This window comes from Allohoeflea poritis (genome assembly GCF_027889715.1).
Classification (GTDB): domain Bacteria; phylum Pseudomonadota; class Alphaproteobacteria; order Rhizobiales; family Rhizobiaceae; genus Hoeflea_A; species Hoeflea_A poritis.
The window spans coordinates 36,187-57,088 of sequence record NZ_JAPJZH010000010.1; the positions used below are offsets into that span (position 1 = coordinate 36,187).

Annotated in this window: 21 protein-coding genes; 15 read left to right on the forward strand and 6 right to left on the reverse strand. The window is 60.5% G+C overall.

Translation table 11 applies throughout. From position 1 onward, the window contains the following. Positions 1–48: 48 nt before the first annotated feature. From OOZ53_RS16190 to OOZ53_RS16200, 3 genes are all read right to left on the reverse strand, one after another. Entirely contained in the window at positions 49–429 is a 381-nt protein-coding gene (locus tag OOZ53_RS16190; RefSeq protein ID WP_271090708.1) for a TIGR02301 family protein, read from the reverse strand. Positions 430–526: 97 nt separating this feature from the next. Then, positions 527–1,525, reverse strand: coding sequence for a DUF3179 domain-containing protein (locus OOZ53_RS16195; RefSeq protein ID WP_271090709.1), 999 nt, complete (start codon positions 1,523–1,525; stop codon positions 527–529). A gap of 85 nt (positions 1,526–1,610) precedes the next feature. After that, complete coding sequence (locus OOZ53_RS16200; protein WP_333780600.1) at positions 1,611–2,060, reverse strand: NUDIX hydrolase; 450 nt, start codon at positions 2,058–2,060, stop codon at positions 1,611–1,613. Between the two features lie 131 nt (positions 2,061–2,191). Between OOZ53_RS16200 and OOZ53_RS16205 the strand changes: the two genes are divergently transcribed. The 9 genes from OOZ53_RS16205 to OOZ53_RS16245 all read left to right on the forward strand — a co-directional run bounded on the left by OOZ53_RS16205 (position 2,192) and on the right by OOZ53_RS16245 (position 10,958). Further along, on the forward strand, positions 2,192–2,719 hold the full coding sequence (locus OOZ53_RS16205; RefSeq protein WP_271090710.1) for a DUF2799 domain-containing protein: 528 nt from the start codon (positions 2,192–2,194) through the stop codon (positions 2,717–2,719). Between the two features lie 12 nt (positions 2,720–2,731). Further along, positions 2,732–3,496: an SOS response-associated peptidase gene (locus tag OOZ53_RS16210; protein ID WP_271090712.1), complete on the forward strand. Its 765-nt coding sequence runs from the start codon at positions 2,732–2,734 to the stop codon at positions 3,494–3,496. Positions 3,497–3,544: 48 nt separating this feature from the next. Then, positions 3,545–4,159: a LysE/ArgO family amino acid transporter gene (locus OOZ53_RS16215; RefSeq protein ID WP_271090866.1), complete on the forward strand. Its 615-nt coding sequence runs from the start codon at positions 3,545–3,547 to the stop codon at positions 4,157–4,159. A gap of 201 nt (positions 4,160–4,360) precedes the next feature. Continuing rightward, complete coding sequence (gene cysS, locus OOZ53_RS16220) at positions 4,361–5,731, forward strand: cysteine--tRNA ligase (RefSeq protein ID WP_271090714.1); 1,371 nt, start codon at positions 4,361–4,363, stop codon at positions 5,729–5,731. Between the two features lie 46 nt (positions 5,732–5,777). After that, positions 5,778–7,379, forward strand: a complete 1,602-nt coding sequence (gene cimA, locus OOZ53_RS16225) for a citramalate synthase (RefSeq protein WP_271090716.1) — start codon at positions 5,778–5,780, stop codon at positions 7,377–7,379. Between the two features lie 141 nt (positions 7,380–7,520). Then, positions 7,521–8,456, forward strand: coding sequence for an EamA family transporter RarD (gene rarD / locus OOZ53_RS16230; protein ID WP_271090717.1), 936 nt, complete (start codon positions 7,521–7,523; stop codon positions 8,454–8,456). 4 nt (positions 8,457–8,460) lie between these two features. Next, positions 8,461–9,207 (forward strand): SDR family oxidoreductase, encoded by a 747-nt coding sequence (locus tag OOZ53_RS16235; protein WP_271090718.1) that lies wholly within the window; start codon positions 8,461–8,463, stop codon positions 9,205–9,207. Positions 9,208–9,406: 199 nt separating this feature from the next. Then, positions 9,407–10,489 carry an asparaginase gene (locus tag OOZ53_RS16240; RefSeq protein ID WP_271090719.1) on the forward strand — a complete coding sequence of 361 codons (1,083 nt, stop codon included), beginning with the start codon at positions 9,407–9,409 and terminating at the stop codon, positions 10,487–10,489. A 277-nt stretch (positions 10,490–10,766) separates the two neighbouring features. Further along, the gene (locus OOZ53_RS16245) at positions 10,767–10,958 is read left to right on the forward strand and encodes a DUF6441 family protein (RefSeq protein WP_271090867.1); all 192 of its coding nucleotides are present in this window, start codon (positions 10,767–10,769) and stop codon (positions 10,956–10,958) included. A gap of 18 nt (positions 10,959–10,976) precedes the next feature. On the opposite strand, the gene OOZ53_RS16250 is transcribed toward OOZ53_RS16245, so the two are convergent. Together OOZ53_RS16250 and OOZ53_RS16255 are read right to left on the reverse strand one after the other, a co-directional pair. Beyond that, on the reverse strand, positions 10,977–11,528 hold the full coding sequence (locus tag OOZ53_RS16250; protein ID WP_271090720.1) for a hypothetical protein: 552 nt from the start codon (positions 11,526–11,528) through the stop codon (positions 10,977–10,979). After that, a complete protein-coding gene (locus tag OOZ53_RS16255; RefSeq protein WP_271090721.1) occupies positions 11,528–12,049 on the reverse strand; it encodes a hypothetical protein in 522 nt (173 codons plus the stop codon). Before OOZ53_RS16255 ends, OOZ53_RS16250 begins: the two co-directional genes overlap by 1 nt. 641 nt (positions 12,050–12,690) lie before the next feature. Between OOZ53_RS16255 and OOZ53_RS16260 the strand changes: the two genes are divergently transcribed. The 6 genes from OOZ53_RS16260 (at position 12,691) to OOZ53_RS16285 (ending at position 19,589) form a co-directional block, all read left to right on the forward strand. After that, complete coding sequence (locus tag OOZ53_RS16260; RefSeq protein WP_271090722.1) at positions 12,691–13,689, forward strand: AraC family transcriptional regulator; 999 nt, start codon at positions 12,691–12,693, stop codon at positions 13,687–13,689. 74 nt (positions 13,690–13,763) lie between these two features. Beyond that, positions 13,764–14,543 (forward strand): tryptophan synthase subunit alpha, encoded by a 780-nt coding sequence (locus tag OOZ53_RS16265; protein WP_271090723.1) that lies wholly within the window; start codon positions 13,764–13,766, stop codon positions 14,541–14,543. Further along, complete coding sequence (locus OOZ53_RS16270; RefSeq protein WP_271090724.1) at positions 14,533–16,002, forward strand: xylulokinase; 1,470 nt, start codon at positions 14,533–14,535, stop codon at positions 16,000–16,002. Before OOZ53_RS16265 ends, OOZ53_RS16270 begins: the two co-directional genes overlap by 11 nt. A 124-nt stretch (positions 16,003–16,126) precedes the next feature. Then, positions 16,127–17,047: a substrate-binding domain-containing protein gene (locus OOZ53_RS16275; RefSeq protein ID WP_271090725.1), complete on the forward strand. Its 921-nt coding sequence runs from the start codon at positions 16,127–16,129 to the stop codon at positions 17,045–17,047. Positions 17,048–17,107: 60 nt separating this feature from the next. Continuing rightward, positions 17,108–18,607, forward strand: a complete 1,500-nt coding sequence (locus OOZ53_RS16280) for a sugar ABC transporter ATP-binding protein (protein ID WP_271090726.1) — start codon at positions 17,108–17,110, stop codon at positions 18,605–18,607. A 19-nt stretch (positions 18,608–18,626) separates the two neighbouring features. Beyond that, on the forward strand, positions 18,627–19,589 hold the full coding sequence (locus OOZ53_RS16285; protein WP_271090727.1) for an ABC transporter permease: 963 nt from the start codon (positions 18,627–18,629) through the stop codon (positions 19,587–19,589). 2 nt (positions 19,590–19,591) lie between these two features. Here the strand turns inward: OOZ53_RS16285 and OOZ53_RS16290 are convergent, their stop codons facing one another. After that, entirely contained in the window at positions 19,592–20,833 is a 1,242-nt protein-coding gene (locus OOZ53_RS16290) for a glycerophosphodiester phosphodiesterase family protein (RefSeq protein WP_425499164.1), read from the reverse strand. Positions 20,834–20,902: the final 69 nt, after the last annotated feature.

Below are 20,902 nucleotides of genomic sequence, written 5' to 3' on the forward strand. Positions count from 1 at the left end.
GCAAATCACGGCAGAAACGGCGCAGTGAAAGATCAGGTTAACAAAGTACTAATTTCCGTAGCGCGCTATGATCTCCGATGCAAGCTCAAGCCCCTGCTTGCGATAGAGTTCTTCCGCCTCAATGGCGACGCTGTTGCATTTTCGATGCACCGAGGCGAACGAACGGTACCCCTTGTTGAAGGCGGCGACAAAGCGCGCGCGCCGTGCCGGATCGGTTGCCTCGATGTCGATAAGGGCCTGCATCCTGTTGCGCCATCCTTCTTCGGAACCCAGGCACAGCTTGCGCAAATAGTGCACCGAGCCGACGATCTCGGAAAGCTGGATCAGTCTTTGCTCATAGGGCGGCTCAGCGTTCTGCGCCGCTGCTGGCGATACAGCGATCAGAGACAGCATTGTGGAGAGCGCGGCAGCGCGGCAAAAACGTTTCATGGCCATGATTTAGCATGGAAACGAAAAGCCGCGAAAGCGGCATTGTGCGATAAGCCTTAACGGCGTTTTGAGGCACGTTTCCGAGTGAGGAACGGGCCTATTCACTGGCCGCCTTCTCGATCTTCGTTTCCGGCATGAAGGCGTGGGCGACAAAGGCGAAAGTGATGTCATAGGGCACATCCTTGCCGTCGCGCTGCACAGTGATGTTTCCGACTTCGCGGCCATCGCCGATGTCGCCCGTGTCGAGCGCAGATGCCTGTCCTTCTTCCCAGGCGATGGTAAGGCCGCGCCGCTCGAGCGGACCTTCCTCGCGGACCTTGAGCATCGTCACGGCGATCGGATCGCCGCCGTCGCGCACCAGCACCACCCGTGCCATCGCCGGGATATCCTCGGGCAACTCGCCCCGGTAGAGGAACGGACGATCCCGCGTATCGTAGCGCTCATAGGGATTGCGGCCGTAGTCGCGCATGCCCGGATTGTTGGGAACAAGCACCTTTCCGTCCGGGTGGCGGGTCTTGAAATTCTTCCAGGACTCCAGCCGCGAAGGAATGAGTTCCAGCTTCATGCCCGTCAGTTCTCCAGCAATTGCCTCGCCGGTGAATTGCTGCCACCAGCTTTCGGTGCGCCGGTCATACATGACGAGATCGGAGTTCCGAAGCTTGCCGGTCGTACCGAACGTGTCGGCCGCGCCGCCGATCCGGCGATCAAAGACCAGTGCCGCATTGCAGAGGGGGCAATAGGTCACGGTAACGGGCAAGCCGCCGACCGTGTCGTTGACAATCTCGTGCCACATGAGGATGCGCAACGGATAAGCGCGCGCGTCGCCATTGATCTCCAGACCCATCACCGGTTCCCGGTCGATAAGGTCCTCCACCTCCGATACTGCCGTGAAGCTGGGATTATCGATTGATGGAATCCCGTCCTTCGGCGGCCCGCCGGACATGATTTCGCTGTATGCGATCGCGTGCCTGGAGAAATCGGTCGACCAGCCCTCGCGCTCCCACCGGTCCGGATCGGACCATGCGGTGCCGGGTAGAAGCAGCATCCCCGCCAGCAGCAGGGCAGTGAGCCGGATGAGTGAATGCGCGCTGGCCATCGGTCGGTCTCCGGATTGTGTCAGGGGCAACCTAGCAAGCCCATCAAGCGTGCAGCCACTCAAGGGTCCTCACATTTTTTTGATGTCAGGCTTCCATCGACAGAACGCGCGGCTCCGGCTCATGGCCGTGCATGTCGATATACTCAACGCATTCCAGGACGCTTGGCGGCGTTGGCAGCGACCGGATTTCCTCGATCGTGAACCAGCCGGCATCCGCCGCATCGTCGGCGGCGACCGCCTCCTGGCCATCCGCTGCCTCAACAAGATGAACCGCCAGCACATAGTGGCTTTCCAGCACACCGTCATCGCCATGCGCAATCAGATCGTACAGCCGGAAAAACCGCGCATGATCGCCCCGTATCCCGGTTTCCTCACGAAGTTCGCGCAGGGCGGCGATGTCCAGCCGTTCGCCGGGCTCCACCTTGCCGCCCGGAAACGCGTACTGGCCCTGCGACTGGCCTTTGCCGCGCAGCACCAGGAGGTAGCGGTTCTCGCGCCGCAATATCGCGGACACAGCAATCCGGGGATAAGCCATAATCGAAACTTCCTTGCCGTGTCTTCCTTGTTATCCTGCGGGCCGGTATTTCGCCGCGATTCATCCTATTGAATAATCGACAAGGAAAACAGCCAGACAGGACCGCCATGCGCTCATCAAGACTGTCCGCAATGATCTGGATTCTCGCCGCGCCCCTGGTGTTGTCGGCCTGCGCCACGCTGAACGAGGCCGAGTGCCAGACCGCGAACTGGCGCGATCTGGGTCAGCGCAACGGCCAGGAGGGCAGGGCATCATCCTATATCGTCGAGCATGAGAAGGCCTGTTCGCGTTACGGCACGCCGGTTGACGCGGCCTCCTGGCGCGCCGGCTGGGAAGTCGGCATCCGGCAGTATTGCCGACCGCAGAACGGCCTGATTGTCGGACGCGAGGGCAAATATTACGCGCAGTCGTGCCCGGCCGATGTCGCGCCCGGTTTCCTGAGAACCTACGCGATCGGCAAGCGTGTCTATGATGCCCGTCAGGAGCGTGACCGGGTGCGCGGCGAAATCGACGATCTCACGAGCAAGATTGCGGAAGCCGGCGACGAAGGCGAACGCGCGCGCCTGGCAACGCAGTTGTCGTTCAAACAGAACGATCTGTTCCGTGCCCAGGAGCGGCTGCGCGACGCCGAGATCGATGCGGATCGCGTCACCTTCTAGGAACGATTGCCTATGTGCGGACGATTTTCCCTGACCCAGTCGGCGGACGCACTTGCGGCCTTCTTCGAATTGTCGGAAATCGAACGGCACGAGCCGCGTTACAATATTGCGCCCACACAGCCGATCCTGATGATTGCGGCCGGCGACGGCGCGGGCCGCCCGCCGGGCACCAATCTGCCGGACCGCCGCGCCTTTCTGGTGCGCTGGGGCCTTCTGCCCGCGTGGATCAAGGATCCGAAGGATTTCCCGCTGATCATCAACGGGCGCTCCGAAACGGTCCTGCAGAAGGCCTCCTTCCGCGGGCCGATGCGGCACTGGAGGACACTGGTTCCGGCGTCAGGGTTTTATGAGTGGCGGCGCCAGGGCAGGCGACGGCCCCAGGCCTATTGGGTGCGTCCGCGCGATGGCGGAATTGTTGCCTTCGCCGGAGTGATGGATTCGCTGCTCGCGGCCGACGGATCGGAGATCGACACCGGCGCGATCTTGACGACGACCGCAAACAAGACGCTGGAGCACATCCACCATCGCATGCCGGTCGTCATCCATCCCGAGGATTTCAGCCGCTGGCTCGACTGCAAGACGCAGGAGCCGCGCCATGTGACCGATCTTCTCGTGCCGGCGAATGAGGATTTCTTCGAAGCCGTCCCTGTCTCGGACAAGGTCAACAAGGTCGCCAATATGGGACCGGACATACAGGAACCCGTTGACATCGCCGGCGAAACGCCTGAATTAGCGGCCGAAGATCCCGAAGACGGCAATCAATTGTCGCTCTTCTAGCGGGCAGCGCTTACACAACGTCACGGGAGAAGAATGTTCGACCATCCGATCACCGGAGCGGCGATGGCCGGATTTCTGCTTGGCGGCTCGCTGATCATCGCCATCGGCGCCCAGAATGCCTTCATCCTGCGTCAGGGCCTTGTGCGTTCGCATGTTTTCGTCGTCTGCCTGATTGCCGCGATTTCCGACGCCCTGCTGATTGCAGCGGGCGTCGCCGGTCTCGGAACCGTTGTCGCCCGCTCGCCCGTCCTCATCAGTGTCGTCACGCTTGGCGGCGCCCTGTTTTTGTTCGGCTATGCCGTGCTGGCCTTCAGGCGCGCACTGCACCCGCACGGCCTGGAAGCGTCCAGCAAAACCGCAGCGGGCTTCTGGGCGGCGGTCACCACCTGCTTGGCGCTGACTTTCCTCAATCCGCATGTCTATCTCGACACGGTCCTGCTGATCGGCGGCCTGTCCGGAGGCTATGAGGGCTCAGCCCGTCTTGCCTTCGGTATCGGCGCGGGCATCGCTTCCTTTGTGTGGTTCTTCGGCCTCGGATACGGAGCGCGGCTGCTTGCGCCGATCTTCGTGCGGCCCGTGGCCTGGCGCATTTTGGACATCATCATCGGGCTGATCATGGCTGGACTGGCCGTCGGCCTTTTGCTGCGATACGTCAATTCATGATCGTTTAATGATCGCTGCAGGCATGACTTGACGGCGCGCCCGCGAACGGCGATAAGTTGCGCCATGAAAACGCTTCGCGGCTCCGCCGCAATTTGCATCATCTGCATCATTATCAGCTAGCCATCCGCTGGCCTGGCCGTTTTCGTCTCAAATCCGTGCAAAGACAAACGCCCTGGCCAGAGGCACAAGGGAGTTTGACCTATGGGCGACCGACGCCTTCAACTGCACAACACGCTGACGCGCGAAAAGGAAGATTTTGCCCCGATCGACCCGACGAATGTGCGTATGTATGTTTGCGGTCCGACGGTCTACGACTTCGCGCATATCGGCAATGCGCGCCCGGTCATCGTGTTCGATCTCCTTTTCCGGCTGCTGCGGCACCATTTCGGCGCGGAAAACGTCACCTATGTGCGCAACATCACCGATGTCGACGACAAGATAAATGCCCGCGCCGCCCGGGATCATCCGGACAAGCCGCTCAACGATGCGATTGCGCTGGTAACGGCCAAGACGGCCGATCAGTTCCACGCCGATGTCGGACAGCTCGGTTGCCTCGAGCCGGATTTCGAACCGCGGGCGACGGACAACATCCCGCAGATGATCGAGATGATCGGCGTGCTTCTGGAGAAGGGCCACGCCTACGAGGCGGGCGGCGAGGTTCTTTTCGACGTCACATCGACACCGAAATATGGCGAACTTTCGCATCGCAAGCTGGAGGATCAGCAAGCCGGCGCACGCATAGCCGTTGAGGACCACAAAAGGAATCCCGGCGACTTCGTCCTGTGGAAGCAGTCGGCGGAAGATGAGCCCGGCTGGCCTTCACCCTGGGGCGTTGGCCGCCCGGGCTGGCATATCGAGTGCTCGGCCATGAGCGAGCGCTATCTGGGAAAGGTCTTTGACATTCATGGCGGCGGCCTCGATCTGATTTTCCCGCACCATGAGAACGAGATCGCCCAGTCTTGCTGCGCCAATGGCACCGAGCGCATGGCGAATATCTGGATGCACAACGGCTTCCTCCAGGTGGAGGGTCAGAAGATGTCCAAGAGCCTTGGTAACTTCGTCACCATCCACGAATTGCTGGCCGGCGACACATTCGGCGCACGAAGCTGGCCGGGCGAGGTGCTGCGGCTGGCTATGCTGATGACCCATTATCGCGAGCCGATCGACTTCTCGAAGCGCAAGCTCGAAGAGGCCGAGCGGCTTTTGGAGAAATTCGCCCGCCGCGCCGGGGATGCGGCCGACGACGGGCTGCCGGACGCCGAAGTGATCGACGCGCTGTCCGACGATCTCAATTTTCCCGGTGTGCTGGCACGATTGAGCGCGCTCGACGGAGCGGCGCTGGCATCGACACTCAGGATGCTCGGCTTTTCCGCCTACAGGCAGGCGAAGACGACCGATGTCGATGAGGCGGTGATTGCGGAGCGCATCGCCACCCGGCTCGCCTTCATTCGCGACAAGGACTGGGCGAGCGCCGATGCTATCCGCGATGAACTGGCCTCGAGCGGCATCCAGCTCAAGGACGGCAAGGATCCGGAGACCGGAGACCGCGTAACCACATGGGAAGTGCTTTAGCGGCCGCCCGGAAGGCCGTCCGAACGATGAACAGGCGAACGAGACAATGAGTCAGCGCGAGAAGATCTACCTATTCGACACCACATTGCGGGACGGGCAGCAGACGCCCGGCATCGATTTCGGCGTCGAGGACAAGATTGCCATCGCCAAGCTGCTCGATGAGTTCGGCGTCGATTATGTGGAGGGCGGCTATCCGGGCGCCAATCCGACCGACACCGCCTTCTTCGAGAAGAACCGCATGAAGAGTGCCTCCTTTGTCGCCTTCGGCATGACAAAGCGGGCAGGCGTATCCGCCTCCAACGATCCGGGTGTATCGGCGCTGCTGCAGTCGCGGAGCGACGCCGTGTGTTTCGTGGCCAAGAGCTGGGACTACCATGTCGACGTAGCGCTTGGCATCACCAATGAGGAGAACCTCGAGGGGATCACGGCGTCCGTCGAGGCGACGGTTGCCGCCGGCAAGGAGGCAATGGTCGACTGCGAGCATTTCTTCGACGGCTACAAGGCCAATGCCGACTATGCGCTGGCCTGCGCGCGGGCGGCCTATGATGCCGGCGCGCGCTGGGTGGTGCTTTGCGACACCAATGGCGGCACGCAGCCGGCGGAAGTTGCGAAGATTGTCAGTGCGGTTATCGCTGCCGGCATCCCGGGGGATCATCTCGGCATTCACGCGCACAACGACACAGGGCAGGCCGTCGCCAATTCGCTGGCGGCCGTCGATGCCGGCGTACGTCAGGTGCAGGGAACGCTCAACGGCATCGGCGAGCGCTGCGGCAATGCCAATCTTGTGACTCTGATCCCGACGCTGGTGCTGAAGCCGCTTTGGAACAGCCGGTTCATGACCGAGATCGATGCGGACAAGCTCAAGCAGTTGACGCGCATCTCCCATGCCTTCGATGAACTGCTGAACCGGTCTCCCGAGCCGCAGTCTCCCTATGTCGGCGCTTCCTCCTTCGCCACCAAGGCCGGCATCCACGCCTCGGCGCTCCTGAAGGATCCGCGCACCTATGAGCATGTGGAGCCGGATGCCGTGGGCAACCAGCGCAAGGTCATGGTCTCCGACCAGGGCGGAAAGTCCAATTTCATCAACGAGTTGAACCGGCGTGGCATCGAGGTCTCCAAGGACAATCCGCGCCTCGACCGGCTGATCTCCATCGTCAAGGAACACGAGGCCGCCGGCTATGCCTATGAGGGCGCCGATGCCAGTTTCGAACTGCTGGCGCGGCGCACGCTTGGCCGGGTGCCGGAGTTCTTCAAGGTGGACAGTTTCCGCGTCATGGTGGAGCGCCGTTTCGACGCCAACGGAAATCTGAAGACCATTTCGGAAGCCATCGTCAAGGTGGAGATCGACGGCGAGACCAAGATGTCCGTATCCGAGGGTCATGGTCCGGTCAACGCGCTCGATATCGCCCTGCGCAAGGATCTCGGCAAATACCAGGCCGAAATCGAGGATCTCGAACTGACGGACTACAAGGTGCGAATCCTCAATGGCGGCACGGAAGCGATCACACGGGTGCTTATCGAGTCGCGCGACCAGAGCGGCGAGCGCTGGTGGACCGTCGGCGTATCGCACAACATCATTGATGCGTCCTTCCAGGCGTTGATGGATTCGGTGACCTACAAACTGCTCAAAATGCGCAAGGATGGATGAACCTGCTTGCCATTATTTTGTGCATGTGATTGCGTGATGCGCCGGCCTGGTGCCGGTCACGCGATCATGGGGATATTCACGGCCGCTTGATTCATTTTATCCGCCTGATATTCCAAGCTTTTGAATCTGAATAGAAATGGCATGGCCATGAACGGCACGGAGCCAGACAATACGGCAGCACGCGGATTTGCCTTCGGGATCAGCGCCTATCTGATGTGGGGCCTTCTGCCGTTCTACATGAAGGCTGTCGATCACGTGCCGGCGATTGAGGTCGTTGCATACCGCATTCTGTGGTCAATCCCGGTCGCCGGTCTGATCATCCTTTGGATGGGCCGCACGGCCGATCTGAAACATGCCGTCAGGAACCCGAGAGTGCTGGCGATGGCCGGGCTGACGGCGACCCTGATCGCCATCAACTGGGGCATTTACACCTGGGCGGTCGCCAATGAGCGCACGGTTGAGACGGCCCTCGGCTATTACATCAATCCGATCGTCAGCATCATGCTCGGCGCGCTGTTCCTGGGCGAACGCTTCACGAAGCCGCAACTGGCGGCCATCTTCCTGGCGGTCCTCGCGGTTGCCGTGTTGACCTATGATGCCGGCGGGCTCCCCTGGGTGTCGCTTTCCCTTGCGTTCAGCTTCGGTATCTACGGTTATTTCCGCAAGACGATGCCGATCGGGCCGTCCCAGGGCTTTTTCCTTGAAGTCGTGCTTTTGAGCCTGCCGTCGCTGTTCATTCTGCTGGCGCTGGACATCGAGGGGATGGGTCATTTCATGGCGGGCAACACCTTTGACACGATGCTCATGATGTTTGCCGGTCCGGCCACGGCGCTGCCGCTGATCAGTTATGCGCTGGGCGCCAGGATGCTGCGGCTCTCCACCATGGGGCTGATGCAATATGTGGCGCCGACCCTTATTTTTCTCATTGCCGTCTTCGTCTTCCGCGAGCCGTTTTCATCATGGCAGCTGCTGGCCTTCGTGCTGATCTGGTCGGCGCTGGCGCTCTATAGCTGGTCGAGCATCCGCGATATCCGTGAACGGGCACGGACGGAAAAGGCGCATGCGGCAGGAGAGTAGGTCCATGGCAAAGGTGGCGGTCATAACCGGGGCAGGGCGCGGCATTGGCGCAGCAACGGCGATCCTTGCCGCGCAACACGGTTACGATGTCTGCGTCAACTATGCCGCCAATGCCGAAGCGGCTGAGCAGACCGCTGACGCGTGCAGGAAACACGGTGCGAAGGCGATTGCCATGCGGGCAGATGTCGCGTCTCCGGAAGAAGTGACGCATTTGTTCGAGCGCTGCGACAGCGAACTCGGATCGCCGGCTTTGCTCGTCAACAATGCCGGGGTGATCGGTGGCGCGACGACGGTTGAAAATCTTGCCAGTGAGGTTCTGCGGCGCACCTTCGCCGTCAATGTCGAAGGCGCATTCTACTGTGCGCGAGAAGCCTTAAGGCGCATGTCGAACCGGAACGGCGGCAGCGGCGGCGTTATCGTCAACATCTCCTCGATCGCCGCGACGCTCGGCAGTCCCGGCGAATATGTGCACTACGCGGCCTCGAAAGCGGCTCTCGACACAATGACCGTCGGTCTTGCCAAGGAGGTCGGGCCGCTCGGCATCCGGGTCAATGCGATACAGGCCGGTACGGTCGATACGGACATCCACAAGACCGGCGGCAATCCGGATAGGCCGGCAAATGTGGCCAGGGCATCGCCACTCGGCCGGGTTGCGACGCCCATGGATATCGCCGAGGCCGTTCTGTGGCTTGCCTCCGAAAAGGCTGGCTATGCGACCGGAACGATTCTGCGTCTCGGTGGAGGGCTTTAGGTCGCAGTGACAATTTCAACATTCGCTGTTCCCAATGAGGCACCTGCACAATCGCAGCGTGATCCGATATCTTCGGCGATCTCAAATTGGCAGCGGGTTCGAGGAGTACAAAGCCATGGAGACAAACCGGCCCGGAAGCATAAGGGAAAATCCCGGGCATAGCAGAACCTGCAGGTCCTGGATCGGTGTTGCGGCTTGCGTGTTTGTTTTTCTGCCGTTGTTCGGCGCTCCTGCGACGGCCAGCGACAGTGCAGCCGATACAAGCGAAAACAAGAAGGCCGAACTTCCGCGCGTTGCAATCGTGACAACCGGCGGAACGATTGCCGAAAAGGTCGGATGCGGCTCCGCAGGCGCGGTGCCTGCGGTATCGGGAAGCGCACTTGTTCAATCGGTTCCGGGCCTCTCCGATATTGCGCGTATCGAGGTAACGGACCTCATGAACGAAGATTCTTCGCAGATGAAGCCGTCGGACTGGCTGCATCTCCACTGCATCGTGAGGCACATATTGGACCGCGAGGAAATATCGGGTGTGGTCGTCACCCACGGCACGGATACGATGGCCGAGGCAGCCTTTCTGCTGGACGTGCTTTTGACATCGAACAAGCCGGTGGTCTTTACCGGCGCCATGCGCACCGCATCGGATGCCGGCTCGGACGGTCCCGGAAATCTGCTCAATGCCGTCCGTCAGGTCCTGTTGTCCTCTGACAGGAACTGGGGCGTCACCGTCACCTTGAACGGCTACATCAATGCCGCGCGCAGTGCGCGCAAGACGCAGACAACCAATGTTCAGACCTTCACATCCGGCGAAAAAGGCTATCTAGGCTATCTGTATGATGGCCAGCTTGTTCAGTTCAACCAGCCAGCCCAACGGGTGCAGGTGGAGCTGACCGGCAATCATTCGGCCACTCCGCCATATATTCCGATCCTGAAGGACTATTCCGGCTCGGACGGACGCTTTATCCGACACGCGCTCGAAACCGGAGCGCAGGGCATCGTGGTCGAAGGCGTCGGAGCCGGCAATGTCAATCGGGAGACCTACCAGGCCATGCTGGAGGCCAAAAAGCGCGGGCTGCCGGTTGTGATCGCGACCCGCGTGCCGAACGGTTCAGTGGAGCCCGTCTATGGTGACGAGGGCGGCGGCGCGGCACTCAAGAAGGCCGGTGTGATCCTGGCCGGCGATCTGCCGGCGGAAAAGGCGCGTCTGCTTCTGATGGTCGGCCTCATGCGATACGGGAACGATCCGGGTAAGCTGAACGCCCTTTTCGGGGAATTGTATCGATGACTGCCCGCCGAAACAGGGCAGGCAAGCCGTGATGCAGAACATCGTGAAGCTTTGACTCTGTGTTCGATTTTCCGCAATTGAATCATAGTCTTTCGCCAGACACGCCTGCCCCGGACATCAAGCATTCCTGACCCATATCGGAAAACGGACCTTGAGGCACAACGCGCGAACGGCCGGAGAGAGCCAATGCTGTAAGTTCGTTGAGAAGCAACGAATGGTGACTTTCGCCGAATTCGCCCAATCTGCTTGTCATCTTCGATGATAATCCCGCGCCCGCATCAATAAACGCGGCCAAGCGATGGTGTCGCGCTCTAAGACCGACCGCAATCGGGTCACCGCGCCGATCTTCCTGCTAGTCTCGCGGGTCAAACTGTCGAAGCGGCTAGATCTGGATCGCGATGCCGAACGTGCGCTAGACAGTGTACCGAGGTTGATCGTGGCGAACTGGATGGAGGGGAAACTCAGTTAGGATCGGAATTGCCAAAGATCATCGCCGGTAAGTTGAAAGGTCCACAACTTTGTCACATCGTTCTCCGAACAGCTCAACGGCGTGATCGACAGCCGTATCGCTCGCCAAAACCTCGGCGTCTGAGAACACGTCAATGCATGTTTGAAGCCTTCTATCATCTCTGGCACGTCCATCATCAAACAACTGGCGCTTCTTGGCTCCCATTCCAAACCCGAGAAAAAGCACAACGACAAACGCTCCTAAGAGAAATGGTGTGATCTTTGCTGGCTGCCGTTCTAGGCCAAAAAAATACAAGACCGCACCGCTTAGAAAGGCGAGTACGGCTGGTATGACATCGCCAACCACCCCATCTCTGCTGTTGCCGCCTGCGTAGCCGGTGAGCCCACCAAGTAATGCGACCGCAAGTATCATCCAAAAAGCGACGAGCGCCTCGACCCTGTTGTTTGGCTTGTGGGAGATTGCGCACAAAATCCAAAAGACAATGCCCACTCCTAAAGAAACAATAAAGAAGTTGAAGAATACTCGAAAGGCAGACAGGTATATTTCGGAACCAAAGAAAATATCAGTCATCAGTGCCGATCAGACTCCCTGCGAAGATAGTAGTATACCAGATTGCCATTTGCGATTGCTCTTTCAATCCAGGGCTCACGCTGTGCCAAGTACCTCATGTCATCCGGCACGCCATAGGAGTAGTTGTCCTCTAACGACGGGATACGCCTGCGTTCACCGTAACCTCCGTAGTAATCATCGAGAATGTCCGCGTACTCCAGAATCCGTCTGATCTCGGACTCGTGATTGTCACTAAGTCGTGAGATTGAAACGCCCCATTCACCCATGGAGATAATTGCACTGAATGGCGGCGCTGGGAGCCATGTGGGATCATCATCGTCACAGCAATCGTCGCCCTCGCAATCGTCGGCCATAACGCCGGGGACACCATTTTGATTGAAGCTAAGGATTGCAGAGCAGATTCGTTCAACCGCCCTTTCTCCTTCAAAGCCGGAATAAATGATCGGGCAGCTCTGCGCATAAGCTTGAGTGGCCATAGCCGCTGTTGCGCAAGCGCTCAATAATAAAGCAAAGATACGCATGCAGTATCTCCCTAAACGTTGGCAGTTGCTTTGAAAGCGTAGCACAACCTTAAGAATATGGCGATAACTCGCGAAACCACCGTCACCCACCTACGCGATGTGCTCCGGCTCGGTGCTCGATCAGCTGGTTTGGCAGATGCAGCGTTGGTAACCTTGGATCAGCTTTGTCACATCCCCGATAGCGGCCACTGGGGCTAGCGCAACAAAAGTCCACTTCGTCCGCACTCCAAACATTGAGGCAAAACGCGGCGGTGGCCGCTCTGGGTCAGTTTTGACGCAAAGGTCAAAGTTGTCTGACGTTCGACACGCGAAATGATCTCGCCGACTGAGTTTGAGTCCAACGGTCCGGACGCATCATGTTTCAGGTGCCTGTGAAATCGCTTCCTTTGACCGGTGGAATGGTTCTCATCGGTGGTTCGGTGCTGTGGGTGCTGATCACAGCCCTCAGGTCTTTGCGATGCGAAGCTGAGCGAGGAAATGATGCGGGATTTCGGCGATGCCGCGGCGTTGTCGCCGTACTTGGAAGGCGATGAGGCAGATCCGAAACAGGATTCGGATAGGGCTCGAGGTGGCCGGCTTGCCTAATTGGTTGGCCGCATGCACCATGTAAAGCGCGAATGCAGCCATTGGCGTGTGACATTATGAGTGACCGACCGCTGACCAATCTGGACTTTTTCGACGGTGGACCGGGTGCCGGCGCCTGTTTTCGCTCCGATCAGCCGGCGGTTGCGCAAAACATCATGAGCGAGCGCTACAAGGCGCATCATCTGACCTGTCTTGCCGGCGAGCATGATTTCGATTTCTTCCATGTCGGGGCCGAAGTGCCGGTCGGATCGTTCAACGTCCTGCGCTACGGTTCCCATGTCGAGATCGAGCCGGGCGCCTTCAAGGACTTCTTCATGCTGGAGATGCCTGTCGCGGGCGGCGCGCGGGTGCAGCAGGGCGGCATGCATCTGGGTTCCAGCTACGATACGGCCCTGTTCCTTTCGCCGGACCAGCGCATTCACTCCGTATGGACCAGCGGCACAACCCAGCTCATGCTCAAGATCAAACGCTCGGAACTCATTACCCGTTGGCAGAAACGGCTTGATGACCCGGTGGCGGAGTTGCCGGACGTGTCGCCCGAAATCGACCTGAACAGGCCCGCCGGATGGCGCATAAGGCGGTTGATGCATCTGCTCTATGAGGAGCTCGAACGAAGCCTCAGGTTCGAAGACGAGAGCGTGACGCAAACGCCCCTGGCGGCGGCCGTCATCGACAATGTGTTCGAATATTGGGCGCAAGCCCACAGCCACCTTCTCGAAGGCCCCACCTTCAGAATATTGCCGGTCCACATCAAGCGCAGCGTCGCCTATATCGACAGCCACCTTTCGAAGGACCTGAAAGTGTCGACGCTTGCCCGCATCGGCAATGTCAGCGAGCGCGCCATCTATGACGGCTTCCTCAAATTTCTGAAGCGATCGCCCAAGCAGTATATTCTCGAGCGCCGTCTGCACTGCGCGCGCCAGGATCTGATAGCCGGAAAGGGCTCGGTCGCCGGCGTGGCCCGCAAATACGGCATCAACCATCTCGGGCGTTTTTCCCAGTATTACCGGCTCAGATACGGCGAAAACCCCTCGGAGACCTTGCTCCAAGGGTAAAGGTGCCCGGCGTCGGCTTTGCTGCAGTTTCCGGATAGTGATGCGCGCTGCGGAGTTGCGGGCAATTCGTACGCGTGCACACTGCTCCGATGAACGGCGGCGGCACGGCACTTTTCGATCGCATGGCGAGCACTGGCACAAAGCTGCTGGCTGCGTATTTTCCGGTCGCCGATCCGCTGGTTCCTCTGGAGCTTCTCGATGTTTACGGCGATGAGCGGGTCGACCTGATCGAACTCGGCATCAGGGCACCGGATCCGCATCTGGAAGGCGATACGATCAGGCGATCCATGCTGCGTTCGACCGGGTCTGGACGTGTTGCCGATGCCGGCGAAGCACTGCAACGGATGGCCGGATTTTCGTCCGGTTCCCAAAGTGTGATCTTTGCCTATCCGCATCCTGAATTGGTGGCGGGCACCGAAGATTGGGATGGAGCGGATATCCTGCTCTGTGCGGGGCCTTATACGAGCACACGCGATCATATCGTTTCGGGCGCGAGGGCCGCGGATGTCTCGATCGCCGAGTTTGTTCCCTACCGGATCGAGGATGCCGACCTTGAACGGGCCTCCACCGCGTCATCTTATGTCATGCTGCAATACGCCCCCGGCAAAACCGGAATTCGGGACGGGTTCGACCGGTCGGCAAGGGCCCGATTACAGCAGCTTCGCCAGCACGGTATCGCCGCGCCCATTCTGCTCGGCGTGGGCATTTCAACGTCAGATCAGTGCAGGCATGCGCTGGATTGCGGTGCGGACGGCATTGTAGTCGGATCGAAAACGGTGATGATGGCGGAAAAGGGCAGGGCGGCTTTGACGGACTATCTTGGTGAAATCAGGCGGGTGATGGATGGACGGTGACCTGGTCATTGGCATCGATGTCGGAACGACGGCAGTCAAGGCGGGCCTGTTGGATTCGGGCGGTACGCTCATCGACGACTACGCCGCGCCGTATCCGACCAACCGTCCCGACAGCGCCCTCGTGGAGCAGGATCCGGAGAGCTGGGTTTCGCTGGTATCGGCTTCGCTGGAGCGGCTTGCGGCAAATGGCCTGCCGATTGCGGCCCTCGGCATCTGCTCGCAGGTCAACACCCACGTTTTCGTCGGTGCCGACGGCGCACCGCTTTTCCCGGCCATCGTCTGGCAGGATGGCAGGGCCAGTTCTGAGGCCGCCGAACTCGATGCGCGCGTGACCGACGAGCAGCGGATGGCGTGGTGGGGTGCGCCCCTGCCGATCGACGCCAGCAACGTGCTGGCCCGGATGCTGTGGATGGCGCGCCACAGGTCCGACATCTGGGAAGAGACAAAGCATGTGATGCTGCCCAAGGACTACTGCATTTTCCGGCTGACGGGTGAATTGACCGCCGATCCCCTGTCGAATATCGGCCTTGTGGGGAAATCCCTGGATTATATCCCCGAAGTCCTGGATCTGGTGCCGGGCGCTGCCGAGCGCCTTGTTCCGCCAAGCGATATGAGATCAATTGTCGGCCGCGTGCGTCACGGGCCGGCGAGCGGCGTTCCGGTGGCGAACGGAACCATGGATGCCTGGACGGGACTGCTCGGTTGCGGAGGGCATGCGGACGGAACCACCGTCTATCTCAGCGGCACCAGCGAAATCCTCGGCATCACAAGCCGGACGGTGTCGGCGACCCCCGGCATCGTTGTCTTTCCCGAATATCAGGGTATTCGCCTGCATGCCGGGCCGACCCAGTCCGGCGGCGCGTCGCAGATGTGGTATTGCGGCTTGCAGGATTTGCGGCCGGAGCAGATGGCGGCTTTGGCGGCCCGTTCCGACTATGCGCGCCCGGCGCCGATTTTCCTGCCGCACCTGCATGGCGAGCGGGCGCCGATCTGGAATGCGGATGCCCGCGCGCTCTTTCTAGGGATCGAGGAACGCACCTGCGCCGCCGACATGGCCCGGTCTGTCTATGAGGGGGTGGCCTTTTCCGCCAGGCACCTTTTGCAGAGCCTGGAAGCGTCTGCCGGTGTCCGAAACGACGTGATCAATTGCGGTGGCGGCGGTTTTCAGACGGATATCTGGAACCAGATCCGCGCCAATGTGCTGGCGCGCCAGTGCCGCCGGCTGGCCGTCAAGGATCCCGGCGTGCTCGGTGCCGCCGGGCTGGCGGGATGGGCAATAGAAATGCACCCGGACCTTTCGGCGGTCTTCAGGCAGATCACCCGGTTCGACCGCACATACGAGCCGGATGCAAAGATGGTTGCGCTTTATGAACAGCTCTTTCCGATCTATGTCGATGCCATTTCGGCCAATGCCGAGCTTTGCAGGGCATGGCTGAATGTGGATGCGAGACACCCTTGATGCCATGCGATTATCCAAAAACTGCGATATTCGACGGGAGCAGTACCCGACTCGACCGAAAACGGTTCTTCATCGCGGGGCGCGCGCCTATTCTTTCGCAAACACCTATAAAACCGGGAGGGAAATGATGTTTTTTGCTGGAACGATTGCAAGAGGACTTGCGGCGCTGCTCGTGCTCACCGGCGTGGCGATGGCGCAGAACGTCACCGTTGTCACACCTTATCTGGCGCAACCCGGAACGCAGATGTATCTCGAAGGTTTCGAGGCAGAGGCTGCCGGCAAAGGCTGGAATGTCAACGTCATTGACACGGCCGGAGATGTTGCCGCCGTCATCAGCCGCATCGAGGACGCTGTCACGCAGAAGGTCGACGCCATCGTCATCAATGTCGATCCGGCGCAGGTCGCGGCCGGCCTGGAGGCGGCTGCGGCGGCTTCGATCCCGGTGATCGGAATGGACAGCGGGGCCGATCCGCTCGTCGTCACCAACGTCACGTCGAACGGTTATGCGATGGCGGCCGAGACTTCCGTCTATGTCGCCAACCGCATCGAGGGCAAGGGCCGCATCGTCATGTTCGTGTTCGACGCTTTTCCGCCGGTGCAGATTCGCGGCGTGATCGCCGACGCGGTATTCGGCAACTATCCCGATATCGAGGTCATCGACCGCATCACGCCCGATGTGCAGGATGGCGGCATCGCGGACAGCCGCGCCAAGATGGAGGCCCTGCTGGCCGCCAATCCGGAGAAGGGAAGCATATCGGCCGTCTGGGCGGCATGGGACCAGCCGGCCCTCGGAGCGCTGCAGGCGATCGAAGATGCGGGACGCGCCGATGAGGGCATCGTCATCGTCGGAATCGACGCCAATCCGCAGGCGCGCGACGCCATCGCGGCAGGCGGCAATTTCGAAGCGTCGATCGCACAGGATTTCATCGGCATTGGCAAGGCCACGGCGGATGCCGTGGCGCGGGCTATTTCCGGCGAGGAGATCCGGGAGAGGGTGACATACGTTCCGACGGTTCTGGTCACGAAGTCGAACGTGAACAACTAGTGGCCCGGCGGAAACCGGCAGGCCCCCGAACGGGGCCTGCAATTTTCTGAGAACCGGCGAATGAACGCACTCTCCATCCGCAACCTGTCAAAATCCTTCGCCGGATCGCCCGCACTGTCTGACGTGGCTCTCGAACTGCGCGGCGGCGAGATCCATGCCCTGATGGGAGAAAACGGCGCTGGAAAGAGCACGCTGATCCGGATCCTGGCCGGCGTCGAGACAGCCGATGCGCTGGTGCTTGAGAAGGACGGCCGGGCCCTGCCGCTCAGCAATGCCCAGAACGCCCACGACGCCGGGTTCCGTTTCATTCACCAGGAACTCAACATCGTGCCGCAACTGTCAGCGGCGGAGAACATCTCGCTGGGCTTGCCTTATCCGCGCCGCCTCGGGCTTGCCGTTGACTGGAAGGAACTGAACAGCCGGGCAGGGATGGCGCTGTCGCGCCTCGGCGTCGATCACATCGATCCGGCAATGCAGGCGGCACGGTTCGATACCGGTGACCAGATGCTCATCAAGATCGCAAGCTGCCTGGTCGACGCCGAGGGAAGGACGGCCGATCTCTACGTCTTCGACGAGCCGACAGCGGCGCTGACCGGCGAGGAGTCGGAAAAGCTGTTTGCCGTGATTTCCGGATTGAAAGACAGCGGTGCGGCCGTTCTCTATGTCTCTCACCGCATGAACGAGGTGATGCGCCTGTGCGATCGCGTCACGGTGCTTCGCGACGGCCGCAATGTCCTGAGCGCTCCGATTTCCGAAACGAGCAAGGAGGAGATCATCACCGCGATGACGGGACGCTCGGTCGCCGAAATCTATCCGCCGCGCTCCAGCGACGTGGGCGAGGCCGTGGTTTATGCTGCCTCCGGCGTTTCGACGGACGAGGTCTCAAGGATCGAGTTCAAGTTGCGCGCCGGTGAGATACTTGGTGTTGCCGGTCTGGCCAATGCTGGCCAAAGCGGCGTCCTGCGCATCGTCATGGGGCTGGCGGAGCCGGGGAAAGGACGGATCGAATTCGGATCAGAGCCTGCGCCGAAAACGCCGTCCGAAGCCTGGGCGCGGGGCATTGCCTATATTCCACGGGAACGCCGCCGCGAAGGCCTGATGCTCCAGATGCCGGTGTGCGACAATGCCGTGCTGCCGCACCTCGATCGCTTGCGGCGGCTTCTATTCATGGCGAACCGGCGCGGTGAACGCGCAATGGCGACACGCACGGCCGATGATGTGCGCCTCAAGGCCGCCGGACTTTCGCAGCCCGTCTATCAGCTTTCCGGCGGCAATCAGCAGAAGGTCCTGTTCGCGCGGGCCCTCGGCAGGCAACCGGCGATCCTGGTGCTCGACGAGCCGACGCGTGGTGTCGATATCGGCGCGAAATACGACATCTATGCGCTGGTCCGGGAACTGAGCGAGGCGGGATGCCCGGTCATCATGACTTCGACCGATCTGTCGGAGACGCTGGGCATGTGCGATCGCGTATTGATCATGCGGGATGGCGCGCAGCAGGCAATCATCGATGCAGCGGGCCTGACACCGGCCGACCTTCTGAGCCGGATCTACGCGTCATGAGACGGGCGACGGGGGATTCATGCTAAGAATACTCAGAATCTACGGCACCCTGATCGGCTTTGCGCTGATCGTCGTGCTCTTTTCGGTCCTCCTGCCGGGCACGTTTTTCACCTCCGGCAATCTCATCAATATCTCGCAGCAGATCAGCATGCTGGCCGTCGTCGCGTTCACCATGACGATCGTCATGGTCATGAACGATTTCGATCTCTCGGTCGGTTCCATGGCGAGCCTTGCCGGCGTGACGGCGGCGGTTCTGTTTTCGCTGGGATACCCGGTCTATGTCGGTGTCGGTGCTGCATTGCTGGTCGGCCTGCTGGGCGGTGTGTTCAACGGTGTTCTCGTTTCCCTTGTCGGTATCCTGCCATTCGTCGCGACGCTCGGAACGCTCACCATGTTCAGCGGACTGGCCTTCCTGGTCAGCGGCGGCCGGACCATATTCGGGCGCGATATTCCAAGCGAATTCTCAGGCTTCGCGCGCGGCGGCATCCCGCTTGATTTTATCGGTCTCGATGGGCAGAAGCTGCCCTTTCTCAGCCTTGTCGCGCTCCTTGTGCTCGCCGTCGTCTGGTTCGTCCTTGAACAGACGACCTATGGGCGGCGCCTCTACGCGATCGGCGGCAACAAGGAGGCTGCCCGGCTGGCCGGCGTGCGGGTCAAGTCGCTGCGCCTGTCGGCCTTTGCCCTGACAGGACTTGGCGCAGCCATTGCCGGCCTGATGTATTCAAGCCGCGTGGCATCGGCGAATCCCACACAGGGAAGCGGTCTCATGCTCGACGCGATCGCGGCCGTCTTTCTGGGCATGACGATGAGCGAGGAGGGCGAGCCGCGCGTGCTCTATACGCTGGTCGGGGTCTTGATCCTGGGCGTTTTGGACAACGGCCTCACCCAGCTCAGTGTCGACAGCTACATCCGCGAAATCATGGTCGGCGCCATCGTCGTCAGCGCCGTGGCGTTCTCCAGCATCACCAAGCAGAGCCGCTAGATCTAGAGCCCCATGCAATTGGCGTAGAAGGTTGTCGTTGCCGGCCAGTCGGAAAAGACGCCGATGACGCCGACCTGCCGGGCCAGCACATCCAGAAGCACCAGCGTGTCACCGTCGTTTTTGGTGATGTCGCCGATGGTCTGGTGGTACCAGCCGCCGCCGGATGCGAGCGGGCCGGAGCGTTCAACCGTCCATGCAATGATGTCGAGACCGGCATCCTTTGCGGCCTTGGCGTAGGCGGATGGCACCGGTTTGCCGTTGTCGCCTGTCGTCACGAGGACCCAGAGCGGCGGCGCGATGATCCGGACGCCGCTTGCCTTCAGTTCTTCCATGGACGGTTTCCAGGTCTTCGCATCCTGCGGGTCGAAGCCCCCACGGCTGAACCGGCCCTCCAGCAATACGGCCTGCTTGCCGAATTCCGGCTCGTTCTTGATCCAGTAGGCGATATCCGCCGGATTGAAGGATTGTACGAAGACGTGGCTTGCCGGAACATTCGCCTGCTTGTAGGCATCGATCATCTTCTGGGCATATTGTTCCTGGGTGAAGTCGCCCTCATAGGGCATGTCCACTGCCGGCGATTTGAGTTCTGGCGTGTGTTTCAGGCCGAGTTCCTCGAAAAGCTCGATCGAATCCGCCAGTGTCATCAACCGCCCGCCGGTTGAATAAAGATCCGTCCGCCAACTCGCCAGCCCGCCGACATAGTCCTCGACCGTTGTGGCGTTCTTGTCGGACGAATCCATCTTGCCCGTCAGTTGGCGGAACTGTTCGAGCGTGATGTCGGATGTGCAGCACTTGGCCTGCGCCGGCTTTCCGGCCGCGGAATCGGCAGGCGAGAACGGCACGGAGCAGCTTGCGGCGATTTCCGGCTTCAGCAATATGTCGGTGGTCGTATGCAGGTCGCATTGCGAATGGCGGCACACCAGTTCGCGGTCCTTGGTAAAGGTCACATCGCATTCCATGATACCGGCGCCCATTCGCGCTGCCGCACGGTAGGACTGTTCGGTATGTTCGGGAAACTGCAGCGGCGCACCGCGGTGACCGATGGAAAAATCGCTCTTGAAGAAGGGCCCTTTCTCGCAGGCCTTGAGCGCTTCCTTGAGTTCGCCGTCATTCAGGCTGTCGAGCAGGTAGAACGGGCGCGGGCCGAGTTGCACCGACTGATCGTCGGCGGCGGCGATCGTCGGCATGATGAACTGTATGAGCAGGGCGGACAGCAGTCCGGCGAACATGGCGGGAATTTTCATGGGCGGTCCTTCAGCGGATTTCGGACAATAGATACCGTCGGTGAATGTCTCTTCAATATCCACACTATG

Excerpts from the sequence above, each read along its gene's own strand:
- OOZ53_RS16190 (WP_271090708.1), bottom strand. The coding sequence starts at position 429 with ATGAAACGTTTTTGCCGCGCTGCCGCGCTCTCCACAATGCTGTCTCTG.
- OOZ53_RS16195 (WP_271090709.1), bottom strand. The coding sequence starts at position 1,525 with ATGGCCAGCGCGCATTCACTCATCCGGCTCACTGCCCTGCTGCTGGCG.
- OOZ53_RS16200 (WP_333780600.1), bottom strand. The coding sequence starts at position 2,060 with ATGGCTTATCCCCGGATTGCTGTGTCCGCGATATTGCGGCGCGAGAAC.
- OOZ53_RS16205 (WP_271090710.1), top strand. The coding sequence starts at position 2,192 with ATGATCTGGATTCTCGCCGCGCCCCTGGTGTTGTCGGCCTGCGCCACG.
- OOZ53_RS16210 (WP_271090712.1), top strand. The coding sequence starts at position 2,732 with ATGTGCGGACGATTTTCCCTGACCCAGTCGGCGGACGCACTTGCGGCC.
- cysS (WP_271090714.1), top strand. The coding sequence starts at position 4,361 with ATGGGCGACCGACGCCTTCAACTGCACAACACGCTGACGCGCGAAAAG.
- cimA (WP_271090716.1), top strand. The coding sequence starts at position 5,778 with ATGAGTCAGCGCGAGAAGATCTACCTATTCGACACCACATTGCGGGAC.
- rarD (WP_271090717.1), top strand. The coding sequence starts at position 7,521 with ATGGCCATGAACGGCACGGAGCCAGACAATACGGCAGCACGCGGATTT.
- OOZ53_RS16235 (WP_271090718.1), top strand. The coding sequence starts at position 8,461 with ATGGCAAAGGTGGCGGTCATAACCGGGGCAGGGCGCGGCATTGGCGCA.
- OOZ53_RS16250 (WP_271090720.1), bottom strand. The coding sequence starts at position 11,528 with ATGACTGATATTTTCTTTGGTTCCGAAATATACCTGTCTGCCTTTCGA.
- OOZ53_RS16255 (WP_271090721.1), bottom strand. The coding sequence starts at position 12,049 with ATGCGTATCTTTGCTTTATTATTGAGCGCTTGCGCAACAGCGGCTATG.
- OOZ53_RS16260 (WP_271090722.1), top strand. The coding sequence starts at position 12,691 with ATGAGTGACCGACCGCTGACCAATCTGGACTTTTTCGACGGTGGACCG.
- OOZ53_RS16270 (WP_271090724.1), top strand. The coding sequence starts at position 14,533 with ATGGACGGTGACCTGGTCATTGGCATCGATGTCGGAACGACGGCAGTC.
- OOZ53_RS16275 (WP_271090725.1), top strand. The coding sequence starts at position 16,127 with ATGATGTTTTTTGCTGGAACGATTGCAAGAGGACTTGCGGCGCTGCTC.
- OOZ53_RS16280 (WP_271090726.1), top strand. The coding sequence starts at position 17,108 with ATGAACGCACTCTCCATCCGCAACCTGTCAAAATCCTTCGCCGGATCG.
- OOZ53_RS16285 (WP_271090727.1), top strand. The coding sequence starts at position 18,627 with ATGCTAAGAATACTCAGAATCTACGGCACCCTGATCGGCTTTGCGCTG.
- OOZ53_RS16290 (WP_425499164.1), bottom strand. The coding sequence starts at position 20,833 with ATGAAAATTCCCGCCATGTTCGCCGGACTGCTGTCCGCCCTGCTCATA.